Origin of the sequence: Massilia horti, from assembly GCF_004614195.1 — a bacterium.
GTDB lineage: Bacteria > Pseudomonadota > Gammaproteobacteria > Burkholderiales > Burkholderiaceae_D > Telluria > Telluria horti.
Window position 1 is genome coordinate 85122 of record NZ_SPUM01000140.1, and the last position, 12528, is coordinate 97649.

General features: G+C 64.7%; 10 protein-coding genes. 5 read left to right on the top strand and 5 right to left on the bottom strand.

Annotated features, from left to right (window positions below; translation table 11 throughout):
* Nucleotides 1-22: 22 nt before the first annotated feature.
* Entirely contained in the window at nucleotides 23-1171 is a 1149-nt protein-coding gene (locus tag E4O92_RS21910) for a PAS domain-containing sensor histidine kinase (RefSeq protein ID WP_135191793.1), read from the bottom strand.
* 272 nt (nucleotides 1172-1443) lie between these two features.
* Nucleotides 1444-4554, bottom strand: coding sequence for a DEAD/DEAH box helicase (locus E4O92_RS21915; protein ID WP_135191794.1), 3111 nt, complete (start codon nucleotides 4552-4554; stop codon nucleotides 1444-1446).
* Nucleotides 4555-4919: 365 nt separating this feature from the next.
* Between E4O92_RS21915 and E4O92_RS21920 the strand changes: the two genes are divergently transcribed.
* The 3 genes from E4O92_RS21920 to E4O92_RS21930 all read left to right on the top strand — a co-directional run bounded on the left by E4O92_RS21920 (nucleotide 4920) and on the right by E4O92_RS21930 (nucleotide 8520).
* Nucleotides 4920-7271: a Tex family protein gene (locus E4O92_RS21920; RefSeq protein WP_135191795.1), complete on the top strand. Its 2352-nt coding sequence runs from the start codon at nucleotides 4920-4922 to the stop codon at nucleotides 7269-7271.
* A gap of 327 nt (nucleotides 7272-7598) precedes the next feature.
* On the top strand, nucleotides 7599-7916 hold the full coding sequence (gene grxD, locus E4O92_RS21925) for a Grx4 family monothiol glutaredoxin (RefSeq protein WP_135191796.1): 318 nt from the start codon (nucleotides 7599-7601) through the stop codon (nucleotides 7914-7916).
* A complete protein-coding gene (locus E4O92_RS21930; protein ID WP_135191797.1) occupies nucleotides 7909-8520 on the top strand; it encodes a UbiX family flavin prenyltransferase in 612 nt (203 codons plus the stop codon). The genes grxD and E4O92_RS21930 overlap by 8 nt, the downstream gene beginning before the upstream one ends.
* A 3-nt stretch (nucleotides 8521-8523) precedes the next feature.
* On the opposite strand, the gene E4O92_RS21935 is transcribed toward E4O92_RS21930, so the two are convergent.
* The 3 genes from E4O92_RS21935 to E4O92_RS21945 all read right to left on the bottom strand — a co-directional run bounded on the left by E4O92_RS21935 (nucleotide 8524) and on the right by E4O92_RS21945 (nucleotide 10564).
* On the bottom strand, nucleotides 8524-8703 hold the full coding sequence (locus E4O92_RS21935; RefSeq protein ID WP_135191798.1) for a hypothetical protein: 180 nt from the start codon (nucleotides 8701-8703) through the stop codon (nucleotides 8524-8526).
* A 134-nt stretch (nucleotides 8704-8837) separates the two neighbouring features.
* Complete coding sequence (locus E4O92_RS21940) at nucleotides 8838-9245, bottom strand: hypothetical protein (protein ID WP_135191799.1); 408 nt, start codon at nucleotides 9243-9245, stop codon at nucleotides 8838-8840.
* 266 nt (nucleotides 9246-9511) lie between these two features.
* Nucleotides 9512-10564 (bottom strand): MBL fold metallo-hydrolase, encoded by a 1053-nt coding sequence (locus E4O92_RS21945; protein ID WP_135191800.1) that lies wholly within the window; start codon nucleotides 10562-10564, stop codon nucleotides 9512-9514.
* Nucleotides 10565-10707: 143 nt separating this feature from the next.
* Between E4O92_RS21945 and E4O92_RS21950 the strand changes: the two genes are divergently transcribed.
* Both E4O92_RS21950 and E4O92_RS21955 read left to right on the top strand, forming a co-directional pair.
* Complete coding sequence (locus tag E4O92_RS21950) at nucleotides 10708-11118, top strand: MerR family transcriptional regulator (RefSeq protein WP_135191801.1); 411 nt, start codon at nucleotides 10708-10710, stop codon at nucleotides 11116-11118.
* A gap of 130 nt (nucleotides 11119-11248) precedes the next feature.
* On the top strand, nucleotides 11249-12433 hold the full coding sequence (locus E4O92_RS21955; RefSeq protein WP_135191802.1) for an isovaleryl-CoA dehydrogenase: 1185 nt from the start codon (nucleotides 11249-11251) through the stop codon (nucleotides 12431-12433).
* The last annotated feature ends 95 nt before the right edge of the window (nucleotides 12434-12528 follow it).

A 12528-nucleotide genomic window follows, 5' to 3' on the forward strand; every position in this document is an offset into this window, starting at 1 on the left:
CTCTACCCTAGTTTCTCATCCATCAATTATCAGGATTGGTGACGGCAGCTGCAACTTTTTTTCCGCCGCCCGCCGCCGGCAGCCAGATCCTAAATTCCGCTCCGCCGCGCGCTGCCTGTACCAATTCGAGCGTGCCGCCCTGCACTTCAATGACGGAACGCGCCATATAGAGCCCCAGCCCACTGCCCGGCCGGCCGGCGGCGCAGCTTCCGCGATAGAACTTGTCGAAGATGCGGGCAGCGTCCTTTTCCTCGACGCCCGGACCGCAGTCGCGCACCGTCAGTTCGATGCCCCCGGCGCCAATGCGCCCTGTCAGCGTGATCGGGCTGTCTTCGGGCGCGTAGCGGATTGCGTTATCGAGCAATACCTTGAGCGCGAGCCGCAGTCCTTCCGGATCGCAGCGCAGCGTGGCCGGCAGTTCTCTTGCTTCGAGCACCACCCGCCGTCCAGCCGCGCGCGCTTGGTCGGCGGCTTCGTCGAGCAGCCGGCGCGGCGCGATCGCGTTCGTCCGGCGCTGCCCGCCGATCATCGCCATCCGCTCCGGCGACAGGTAATCGTCAAGCATGCCAATCAGCTGCTCGACCGCGGTCGCGATCTTGCGGTAGCGCTGGCGCGCCGATTCGTCGGCCCCGTGGCTGGTCGCTTCCAGCCGCTGGATGGCGCCGTCGATGGTCGACAACGGGGTGCGGAATTCGTGGTTGAGCATGCTGGCAAAGCGCTTTTGCTCCGCTTCGCGCGCGCGCCGCGCGGACAGGTCGCGCATCGATCCGACCAGCGCCAGCGGCGCGCCGTCACCGTCTGTCACCAGCGTCGAGATCACCTCGACCGGAACCAGTTGGCCGATCCGGTGGCGTACTTCGAAATCGCGCACCACGCGCAGCCGGGTGCGATCGCCGAGCGCGTAGCGCCGTAACCGTTCGCCCAGGCCGCCGCACAGCACGGCCAATGCCGGCTGCGGGTGCTGGCCCGAGAGGTGATCGGAAAACGCGGCTGGCCCGTAACCGAGCAGTTGCTCGACCGCTGGGCTGATGTAGCGCAGTTGGCCAGTTGCGCAATCGATCGAAAACGCGATGTCGCCGCCGATTTCTGCAATGACGCGAAAGTGCTCCCCCATGACCTGGTCAGCGCCCATTCCGGGAGCGGCACTGCTGGCAGGAACACTGCGGTTCATCGAGGCACCTTCGCAAGGTTAAATATGAGAGCAACAGCGGCCAAGTATAAGGCCCGGGGTCACGGTTGTATAGATTTTGAACACTTTGTAATGTTCAAACGAAAGAAATGCCCCGGCCAATGGCGCGGGGCGTTTTTCTGCCGGGTGCTCGCGCAGGCTTAACGGTCGTTTCAAAAGGCTATGTCCCGCCAGGTGCCGGGGGTCCTCGGCGGCCCCGCGCCCCCTGCGGCCTTTATGCAGGCCGGGTGGCAGGCGCGCTACTGAGCGACCTCTTATTCGTCCAGCGGTGCGAAGATCGCCTGCAAGTCTTCCTGCGTGAGCGCGAGCTTTTGCGATTCGCCTTCGGCCAGGATCGACTGCGCCAGTTCCGACTTCTTCTGCTGCAGCTGCTGGATCTTCTCTTCCAGCGTGCCCTTGGCGATCAGTTTGTAGACGAACACCGGCTTGTCCTGGCCGATGCGCCAGGCACGGTCGGTGGCCTGGTTCTCGGCCGCCGGGTTCCACCACGGGTCGTAGTGGATCACGGTGTCGGCCGCGGTCAGGTTCAGGCCGACGCCGCCGGCCTTCAGGCTGATCAGGAAGATCGGCACCGCGCCCTGCTGGAACGCGGCCACCTGGGCGGCGCGGTCGCGCGTTTCGCCGGTGAGGATCGCGTACGGGATGTTGCGCGCCTCGAGCTCTTCTTCGATCAGGCCCAGCATGCTGGTGAACTGCGAGAACACGAGGATCTTGCGGCCTTCTTCCAGCAGGTCGTCGATCATCTGCATCAGGTCCATCAGCTTGGCCGAGACGCTGGCCTGGTTCTTCTTGGCCGGCAGCGCCTTGACCAGGCGCGGGTCGCAGCAGACCTGGCGCAGCTTGAGCAGCGCCTCGAGGATGACGATCTGGCTGCGCGCCACGCCCTTGCGGTCGATCTCTTCGCGCACCTTCTTGTCCATCGCCAGCCGCACGGTTTCGTACAGGTCGCGCTGCGGGCCGCTGATCTCGATGCGGCGCACAACCTCGGTCTTTTCCGGCAGTTCCTTGGCCACGTTGTCCTTCGTGCGGCGCAGCAGGAACGGCTTGATGCGGCGGTTGAGCAGCGTGCGGCGCACCAGGTCGTCCTGGCGCTCGATCGGGTGCCGGAACTGGCTGTTGAAGGTCTTTTCGTCGCCCAGCAGGCCAGGCAGCAGGAAGTGGAACTGCGACCACAGCTCGCCCAGGTGGTTCTCGAGCGGGGTGCCGGTCAGGCACAGGCGGTGGCGCGCGCGCAGCATGCCGGCCGTCTGCGCCGCCTTCGAGCGCGTGTTCTTGATGTAGTGCGATTCGTCGAGGATCACCAGGTGGTACTCGTGCTCGCGCAGCTTTTCTTCGTCGCGTGGCAGCAGCGCGTAGGTGGTCAGCACCAGGTCGGCTTCGTCGATCCGGTCGAACAGCTCGATGCGCTCCTTGCCCTGCAACAGCAGCACCTTCAGCCCGGGCGCGAAGCGGTTCGCTTCCTCGACCCAGTTGGTCATCAGGCTGGTGGGGGCGATGACCAGGGCCGGGCAGGTCAGGCGCCCTGCCTCTTTCTCGGTCAGGATGTGGGCCAGCGTCTGCACGGTCTTGCCCAGACCCATGTCGTCGGCCAGGATGCCGCCCAGGTCGTACTCGCGCAGGAACTGCATCCATGCCAGGCCGTCGAGCTGGTAGTCGCGCAGGGTCGCGCGCAGTCCGCCGGGGGCCGGCACCTTTTTGATCGAGCCGAACTGGTTCAGCTTGCGGCCAGTCTCGCGCAGCTGCTCGCCGCCGGTCCAGCGAAGCATGCTGCCGCGCGACAGTTCGTCCAGGCGCGCCGCGTCCAGCGTCGACAGGCGCACCTTGTCCTTGACCTTGTCGTTGAAGTACAGCTCGCCCAGCGTGGACAGGATCGGCTTGACGCGGCCCCATGGCAGCGCGACGCGCAGGCCGTCCGGCAGTTGCGCCAGCATCTGGTCGGCCTCGGCGTGCGCGGCCAGCACCGAGGGATCGAAGTCCATTGGCGCATTGCGGATCAGCTGCACCAGCACCGGCAGCAGCGGCACCCGCCGGCCATGCACCACGATGCCCAGCTCCAGCTCGAACCAGGCGTTGCCGGCTTCCTCCGGCTCGTCGATTTCGGCGTACCAGTCGTCGACGGGCACCACGTCGTAGCGGTACTTGGGCGACTTTTGCAGGTGCCAGCCGCGATCGGACAGCGCGTCCAGGTCGTTCTCGGCGAAGCGCAGCCAGGCGGCCTGGCTGTCGAGCTGCAGCGCGCCGGAGACGGCGTTGAGCGGCGCCGTGGCCGGCTTGCGAAAACCCAGCTCGCCCAGGGCCGCGAGCGCCTCGGCCTCGGCCGCTTCGTCGCGCGCGATGACCTCGGTGATGTCGCCGACCTGGCGCACCACGCGTTGGGACGGGTCGAACGAGATGCGCTGGCCGTCGTAATCGAACGACAGCACCGCGAAGTCGTGCCAGCGCTGGATGCCGTTGTCGGCCAGCGCCACCGAATCGAGCAGCAGGAACGGCTGCGGCTTGACGTCGGTGCGCAGGCGCTGCTGCAGCGGCTGCGGCAGCGGCATGAGCTGTTGCAGGCCGTGCGCGAGCAGCAGCTGCGACACCCGTTTTTTGTCGGTGCCGGCCAGCGCCGGGGCCTGCGCCACCAGCGCCTGCAGTTCCGAGAGCGAAATCTCGACGCCGCCGCGGTTCAGGTCCAGCGGCCCGCACGACAGGTTGTCGATGTACCACGGCGGGTCGGTCGGCAGCATGTAGTCGATCTGGTCCGCGCCCGGGTGGTTGGCGCCCTTGGCCGGCTCGACCGACCAGCCGAGCTTGGCGATCCGGCCTTCGTCACGCCAGGCCAGGTTGGCCTGGCGCACCGGCCCCGCTTGCAGCGGATAGACCAGGCCGCTGCTCATGTCCGACCATGAGTTCGCCCACAGCAGCTTTTCCTGCTCCAGCAGCATGTGCAGCAGGATCGCGCCGACCTTGCCCTTGGGCTCGGTGGCGCTGGTGCTCTGGTTGGAGCCGCTGCGCATGGCGATGAAAAAGCGCACCAGGTCTTCGTCATCGCCCTCCAGGTAGCTGGGGGGGGCCGACAGCAGCGAGAACACTTCGCTGACCGGGCTGGCGGCGGCCACCTCGCCGTTGGGCCGCAGGCGCGCCTTGCACAGGCACAGCGCCACGTGGCGGCCGCCGCTGGTGGGCGCCATCACGTACACGAACTTGTACTGGACAGCCTTCGGGTCCGTCACTTCGGCGGTCAGCTTGGGCTGCGGATGCGCGGCCGCCTCGACCCGTTGCAGCCAGCTGGCCACAGGCGCGGGCAAGGCCGGGGAACGTGCGGGGGCACGCGCAGCCGGAGCGCCGTTGGCTTCATCGCGTTGAAAATCAACTGTGTGCATGGGTCTCTGGAGTCTGTATAAAAAACAGCAACAAACGCTATTATCCCTCATCCCAGCGCTTGAGTTTTGTTCGGGATCGCACTTTGTGAAGAAATCTTTACTGTTCGAAAGATTGCTCAATAGAAGGAGCCAGCCCGGCCTTTTTCCTGGGTTGGTGTCGGGCAGAGCAAGCGCGGCAAATGAGGGTGCTTGCCCCGGAATCAAGGCGTGCTGGTCCCGGGTCGGATAAATTTTGCCCCGGCCCGGCTGTCACGAACCTGACCGGACCCGAACTGTCGAGATTTGGTCGATCACTATTGTCAAGACTGGCGCATCCGTCGCATTTGCGTATCATTGCCCGCTTGACTCACCGACAAAACGCACCCATGCTGCCTTCCATCGAACAACGCCTCGCCCAAGAACTGTCCGCCAAACCGGCCCAGGTCGCCGCCGCCATCGCCCTGCTCGACGAAGGCGCGACGGTGCCTTTCATCGCCCGCTACCGCAAGGAAGCCACCGGCGGCCTGGACGACACCCAGCTGCGCCTGCTCGAAGAGCGCCTGCGCTACCTGCGCGAGCTCGAGGAGCGGCGCGCCGCGATCATCGCCTCGGTCACCGAACAGGGCAAGATGACGCCCGAGCTGCTGGACGCAATCACGCACGCGCAAGACAAGACCAGGCTGGAAGACCTGTACCTGCCGTACAAGCAAAAGCGCCGCACCAAGGCCCAGATCGCGATCGAAGCGGGCCTGGCGCCGCTGGCGGAAAGCCTGCTGGCCGACCCGGGCCTGGCGCCCGAGCTTGAAGCGGCCAAGTACCTGCGCGAAGCCTTCACCACGGCTGACGGGGCGAACAACCCAGGCGTGCTAGACGCCAAGGCCGCGCTCGATGGCGCGCGCCAGATCCTGATGGAGCGCTTCGCCGAGGACGCGACCCTGCTGCAGTCGCTGCGCGAGTATGTGCAGGAGCACGGCGTGGTCGAATCGAAGGTCGTCGCGGGCAAGGAGGACGAGGGCGAGAAGTTCGCCGATTATTTCGCCTACTCCGAGCCGCTGGCCACCGTGCCTTCGCACCGCGCGCTGGCCCTGATGCGCGGCCGCCGCGAGGGCGCGCTCGACGTCACGCTGCGGCTCGATACCGAGCTTGACAAGCCGAAGTGGGACGCGCCGCACAATCCGTGCGAAGGCCGCATCGCCGGGCATTTCGGCATCAAGGACGCGGGCCGTCCGGCCGACAAATGGCTGCTCGACACCGTGCGCTGGACCTGGCGCGTGAAGAGCTTCATGCACCTGGAGACAGAACTGATGGGCGCCCTGCGCGAACGCGCCGAGCAGGAAGCGATCGACGTCTTCGCGCGCAACCTCAAGTCGCTGCTGCTGGCCGCCCCGGCCGGCCCGCGCGCGACCATGGGCCTGGACCCGGGCCTGCGCACCGGCGTGAAGGTGGCCGTGGTCGATGCGACCGGCAAGGTGGTCGACACCGCGACCATCTACCCGCACCAGCCGCGAAACGACTGGGATGGCGCGCTGCACACGCTGGCCCGGCTGGCCGAGAAGCACGCGGTCTCGCTGGTCTCGATCGGCAACGGCACCGCCTCGCGCGAGACCGACAAGCTGGCGCAGGAACTGATCCGCAACCATCCTGAGCTCAAGCTCACCAAGATCGTGGTGTCGGAAGCCGGCGCCTCAGTCTACTCGGCCTCCGAATTCGCCTCGCGCGAGCTGCCGGAGCTGGACGTGTCGCTGCGCGGCGCGGTCTCGATCGCGCGGCGGCTGCAGGATCCGCTGGCCGAGCTGGTGAAGATCGATCCGAAGTCGATCGGCGTCGGCCAGTACCAGCACGACGTCTCGCAGACCCAGCTCGCACGCTCGCTCGACGCGGTGGTGGAGGACTGCGTGAACGCGGTTGGCGTGGATGTGAACACCGCGTCGGCGCCGCTCCTGGCGCGCGTTTCCGGCCTGTCCTCCAGCGTGGCGCAGGGCATCGTCTCCTACCGCGACATGAATGGCGCGTTCACGTCGCGCACCGCGCTACGAAAAGTGCCGCGGCTGGGCGAGAAGACCTTTGAACAGGCGGCCGGCTTCCTGCGCATCATGAACGGCGAGAACCCGCTCGATGCGTCGGCGGTGCACCCGGAATCCTATCCGGTGGTCGAGAAGATCCTGGCCGACATCAAGCGCGACATCAAGGCCGTGATCGGCGACGGCAAGCTGCTCGGCACCCTTAACCCGGGCAGGTACGCGGACGAGAAGTTCGGCGTGCCGACCGTGACGGACATCCTGAAGGAGCTGGAAAAGCCCGGGCGCGACCCGCGTCCCGAGTTCGCCACCGCGACCTTCAAGGAAGGGGTGGAGGAGATCGGCGACCTGAAGGCCGACATGATCCTGGAAGGCGTGGTGACCAACGTGGCGGCCTTCGGCGCGTTCGTGGACATCGGCGTGCACCAGGATGGGCTGGTGCATATTTCGGCACTGTCGAACAGCTTCGTGAAGGACCCGCATACGGTGGTCAAGGCCGGTCAGGTGGTGAAGGTCAAGGTGCTCGAAGTGGACGTCAAGCGCAAGCGCATCGCCTTGACCATGCGTTTGACCGACAGCGCGCCGAAGGCGGGTTCGCGGCCGGAGCAGCGCGGGGACCGTAACGACGGCAAGCGGCTGGCGCAGCACCAGCGGCAGGAGCGCGCGGCTCCACCGGCGGGTGGCGCGATGGCGGCGGCGTTTGCGAAGCTGAAGAAGTAAGCTCGCCGGGGCCCCGAACAGTATTGTAGGGTGCGCACTATGTGCGCACGCGGTTCGTGAACGTGGCATAGCCGCCCACCCTACCTGCTACGTCGCGGGCTTCGACAAATCGTAGGGTGCGAAACTTTGCGCACGCGGTCACCGTATGCTGACTTGCGGCTGCCGCTTTGATACGCTGCGTTCGCGAACCGCGTGCGCACGGGTCCTCGCCGGCCGCGCGCCCCCTACGTGGCCTCCCGCACCGCCCGGCCCGGGGTCACCCCCCTGCCCGTTTTCTTATAAAATGACGTCATTCATCTACAACTTTTTCCCCAAAGGCAGACAGACATGAGCGACGTACAAACCTGGATCAAAGAAACCGTGACCACCACGCCTGTCGTGCTGTTCATGAAGGGCACCGCGCAGTTCCCGCAGTGCGGCTTTTCGGGCCGTGCCGTGCAAATCCTGAAGGCTTGCGGCGTCGATAACATCGCCACCGTTAACGTGCTGGACGATCCGGAAGTGCGTCAGGGCATCAAGGAATTCTCGAACTGGCCGACCATTCCGCAGCTGTACGTGAATGGCGAGTTCGTCGGCGGTTCGGACATCATGAACGAGATGTATGAGTCCGGCGAACTGCAAGCCCTGCTGAAGAAGAATGACTGACAGCCCGGTGCGCCGGAGCGGCGGCCGTCGGCTGATCGTCGCCATTACCGGCGCGACCGGTGCAATCTATGGCGTGCGCCTATTGCAGCGCCTGGCCGCCACGCCCGGCGTCGAAACGCACCTGGTGCTGTCCGACGCCGCCTGCCTCACCCTGCACCAGGAAGTTGGCCTGCAGCGGCGCGAGGTCGAAGCGCTGGCGCACGTAGTTCACAGGAACCGGGAAATCGGGGCCTCGATCGCCAGCGGTTCTTTCCGCAGCGACGGCATGGTGATCGCGCCGTGCTCGATGAAAACGCTGGCCGCAGTGGCGCATGGCTTGTCGGATAACCTGATCGCGCGCGCGGCCGACGTGGTGCTCAAGGAGCGCCGGCGCCTGGTGCTGATGGTGCGGGAAACCCCGTTCAACCTGGCGCACTTGCGCAACATGACCGCAGTCACCGAAATGGGTGGCATCATCTTTCCGCCGGTGCCTGGCCTGTACCAGCATCCGGCGAGCATCGACGAAATGGTCGACCACACGATCGCCCGCGTGCTCGACCTGTTCGACATCGCGCACGCGCTCGCGCCCGAGTGGCCGGGCATGAAGCCGACGACCGAGGCTTGACGCCTACTCGCGCCGTTCGAATTCGAGCAGCTGGCTTTCGGCTTTCTTCATTTCTCTTGCTTCCTCGACCATGCGACGCTGGGCGATGCGCTTGCGCATCACTTCGGCGTGCTTGGCCGCCGACATCGGCGGCGCTGTCATCAATGTCTTGAGGGTGGCGGTGTTGCTGTAGTTGCTTTTCATGAGCGGCGGTGTCCTCGAAGCTGACCGGGTAACACAGATGGCGGGCATGCCACTACCTCTCTTGATTATGAGCCACTATTCGGCGTTTGTGCTGCCCTCTCGAAAGAAAATTTTCCGGAGGGCAGTCAGGCCGCTCACTTCTGGTGATTCATGCGCACCAGCATGCGGATGAACTCGCGTGCCAGTTGCTTGTGATGATCGTCCAGGCGCTGCAGGTCGGAGATCAGCTTCACGTCGGCGGATTCGAAACGGGCGGAGCCGTTGGTACCGTCGCCGTTCGGCGCCTCTTTATCATTGCTGCCAAAGCGCAGCCAGTCAGCCGGCACGCCCAGCCACTGGGCGATCATGCGCAGTTTTTCCTGGGTCGGGATGGCTTCGCCCACCAGCCACTTGCGGGCGGCATGGACGGTGATGGGGCGGCCTTCGAAACGAATGTTAAATTCGCGTGCCAGGCGGGTGGGACTATCCGGGGAGTAGTGGGCACTCTTCAACGCTTGCTGCAAACGCTCGCTGAAGCCTTCCCTTTCGTTTGTTGAATTCATGAATGGTGCTGTCTGATGCCTCGGGATACCGTTACATTTGATGCGTTAACAACTATCGTGACAGTTTACGCAGTTTCTGTGTAACAAAAATGTGAGTTTTGAATAGATTTTAGCCGGGTTTGGCCTGCGCGTCACAATGTTTTAGTGAGGAAATGTATCAATTTGAAAACGCATCTTGGCAGAAATAGTCAATCTGCGCCACACGAATGGCGCAGGCCAGCTATAACCAAGGGGTATCGGTTGCCCAAAGGAAACCAAACAATGGGTCAGGCCCGATGGAATCGGATGATGCCATCCAGGCCCGGGACGCGGCGCAGGATGCCGTCGGCCCACAATTTATGCAGGTGGGCCAGCGCTTCGCCAAGAGCGAAGCTGAGCTGGTGGGCGTCGAGTTTGCGCCGGAACATCAGCGGCACGATGTCGACCGCCGAGCGCGGCTCGGCGCACGCGACAACGACTTCGGCCAGGCGTTCCACGTGGTGCGCGCGCAGCTGGGCGATGCGGGTGTGCAGCCCGCGGAAGGGTTTGCCGTGTGACGGCAGCACCAGCGTATCTTCGGGCAAGCCGGCGAACTTGCCCAGCGAATCGAGGTACAACTGTAAAGGATTGCCCTCGGGTTCGACCGCGAAAACGGACACGTTGGTGGAAATGCGCGGCAAGACCATGTCACCCGAAACTAACAGATGTTTTTCGTCGCAATACAGCGCCGCATGCTCGGGCGAATGGCCGAAGCCGGTGATCACCCGCCAGTTTGCCTTGCCGATGCGCACCTCCTGCCCGTCCTGCAAGCGCACGTACGCCTGGGGCACGGCCGGCACCAGCGATGGATAGTAATTGCGCCGGCTGCGCATCTGCTCGAGCATGTCCGGATCAAGCAGGCCGTGGCGCTCGAAATGGGTAATCGCGGCGGGGCCGTCGGCGCCCGGCAGCGCGGCCGCCATCATGCGCGCAAAGCCGAACTCGCCCGTGGTGATCCAGAACGGCGCGCCGAAACGTTCGCACAGCCAGTCGGCCAGGCCCACGTGGTCGGGATGGCAGTGGGTGGCAAACACGCGCAGCAAGGGCTGGCCCGCCAGTTCACCGGCAAACAATTGCTCCCACGCGGCCTTGGTCGCGTCGGTCGCCACGCCAGAATCGATGACGCTCCAGCCCTGGCGGCCGTCGACCTCGTCGCGCAGCAGCCACAGGTTGATGTGGTCCAGCGCAAATGGCAGCGGCATGCGGACCCAGAACACGTCTGGCGCGACTTCTTGCAGCCGGCCAGGGGCGGGCAGGATATCGCCGAAGGGATAGACAAGCTGGGACTCGAGCGGGTTCATGCTGACAATCTTTCGTGTTCGTGAAGGTAAGGGCGCGCTACAATGCGCTTGACGTTGACGTAAACGGAATGCATGGCACCCTGGCCAACAGCCGGGATTCTAAGCGATTCCGCAATTTGCTTCCTTTAACCGCCGTACACCACATGGCCACGACTTATACCATTGCCGAACTGGCGCGCGAATTCGACGTGACCGCGCGCGCGATCCGCTTCTACGAAGACCAGGGGCTGCTTAGCCCATCACGCGAGGGCCTGGGCGGACGCAATCGCGTCTACACCCCGCGCGACAGGACGCGCCTGAAGCTGACCTTGCGCGGCAAGCGGCTCGGCCTGACCCTGTCGGAGATCAAGAGCATCGTCGACATGTACGAGACGCCGAAAGACACGGTGGCGCAGATCGAACGTTTCCTCACGGTGCTGAACCATCAGCGCGCCACGCTGGAACAGCAGCGGACCGACATCGAGATGTCGCTGGCCGAGATCACCGTCCACGAAGAAGAATGCCGGCGTCTGCTGGCACAAGACGAGCCGCTCAAGGAAAGCGACGCGGCATAAGGCGCCGGCAACGGCCGGTGCGGCTTTTTGCGCTGTTTGACATCAATCACTTGACGTTTACGTTAACGTCACTCCGCGCTATCATGCAAGCTGGCCATTTACGCAAACACCCGCTCATCGAGAGGACGACATGCTGCATCTCCCAGGCTTGACCTTTGATCATGGCGAGGACATCGCCGCGCTGCGCGAAGCAGTCCAACAGTTCGCCGCGGCCGAAATCGCCCCGCGCGCTGCGGAGATCGACCGCACCGACCAGTTCCCGATGGACCTGTGGAAAAAGATGGGCGAGCTGGGCCTGCTCGGCATCACCGTGAGCGAGGAATACGGCGGCACCGGCATGGGCTATCTGGCGCACATCGTGGCGATGGAGGAAATCTCGCGCGCCTCGGCCTCGGTGGGCCTGTCCTACGGCGCGCACTCGAACCTGTGCGTCAACCAGATCAAGCGCAACGGCACCGAAGAACAGAAGCGCAAGTACCTGCCCAAGCTGATTTCCGGCGAACACGTGGGCGCACTGGCGATGTCCGAACCGAACGCCGGCTCCGACGTGGTCAGCATGAAGCTGCGCGCCGAGCTCAAGGGCGACCGCTACGTCCTGAACGGCACCAAGATGTGGATCACCAATGGTCCGGACGCCGACACCCTGGTCGTCTACGCCAAGACCGACATCGAAGCCGGCCCGCGCGGCATGACCGCCTTCCTGATCGAAAAGGGCTTCCCGGGCTTTTCCATTGCGCAAAAGCTCGACAAGCTGGGCATGCGCGGCTCGCACACGGGCGAGCTGGTGTTCCAGGACTGCGAAGTGCCGGTCGAAAACGTGCTGGGCGGCGTGGGCAAGGGCGTGAACGTGCTGATGTCGGGCCTGGATTTCGAGCGTACCGTGCTGTCCGGCGGCCCGCTGGGGATCATGAGCGCCTGCATGGACGTGGTGGTGCCGTATGTCCACGAGCGCAAGCAGTTCGGCCAGGCGATCGGTGAATTCCAGCTCATGCAGGGCAAGCTGGCCGACATGTATTCGACCATGATGGCCTGCCGCGCCTACGTGTACGCGGTCGGCCAGGCGTGCGACCGCGCCGTTACGGCGGAACAGGTGCGCGCGCTGCGCAAGGACGCCGCCGGCGCCATCCTATACAGCGCCGAGAAGGCGACCTGGATGGCGGGCGAGGCGATCCAGACGCTGGGCGGCAACGGCTACATCAACGAGTACCCGGTCGGCCGCCTGTGGCGCGATGCCAAGCTCTACGAAATTGGCGCTGGCACCAGCGAAATTCGGCGTATGCTGATCGGACGCGAGCTGTTCGGCGAGACAATGTGAGAAGGCGGCCGGGCGGATTCTCTATGGCATAGAATGTCCGCTCAACCGGCTATTCCAGGCGAAATGAACGGTGCGTAGGGTGCGCACCTGTGCGC

Coding starts and splice junctions, on each gene's coding strand:
- E4O92_RS21910 (WP_135191793.1), bottom strand. CDS start 1,171: ATGAACCGCAGTGTTCCTGCCAGCAGTGCCGCTCCCGGAATGGGCGCT.
- E4O92_RS21915 (WP_135191794.1), bottom strand. CDS start 4,554: ATGCACACAGTTGATTTTCAACGCGATGAAGCCAACGGCGCTCCGGCT.
- E4O92_RS21920 (WP_135191795.1), top strand. CDS start 4,920: ATGCTGCCTTCCATCGAACAACGCCTCGCCCAAGAACTGTCCGCCAAA.
- grxD (WP_135191796.1), top strand. CDS start 7,599: ATGAGCGACGTACAAACCTGGATCAAAGAAACCGTGACCACCACGCCT.
- E4O92_RS21930 (WP_135191797.1), top strand. CDS start 7,909: ATGACTGACAGCCCGGTGCGCCGGAGCGGCGGCCGTCGGCTGATCGTC.
- E4O92_RS21935 (WP_135191798.1), bottom strand. CDS start 8,703: ATGAAAAGCAACTACAGCAACACCGCCACCCTCAAGACATTGATGACA.
- E4O92_RS21940 (WP_135191799.1), bottom strand. CDS start 9,245: ATGAATTCAACAAACGAAAGGGAAGGCTTCAGCGAGCGTTTGCAGCAA.
- E4O92_RS21945 (WP_135191800.1), bottom strand. CDS start 10,564: ATGAACCCGCTCGAGTCCCAGCTTGTCTATCCCTTCGGCGATATCCTG.
- E4O92_RS21950 (WP_135191801.1), top strand. CDS start 10,708: ATGGCCACGACTTATACCATTGCCGAACTGGCGCGCGAATTCGACGTG.
- E4O92_RS21955 (WP_135191802.1), top strand. CDS start 11,249: ATGCTGCATCTCCCAGGCTTGACCTTTGATCATGGCGAGGACATCGCC.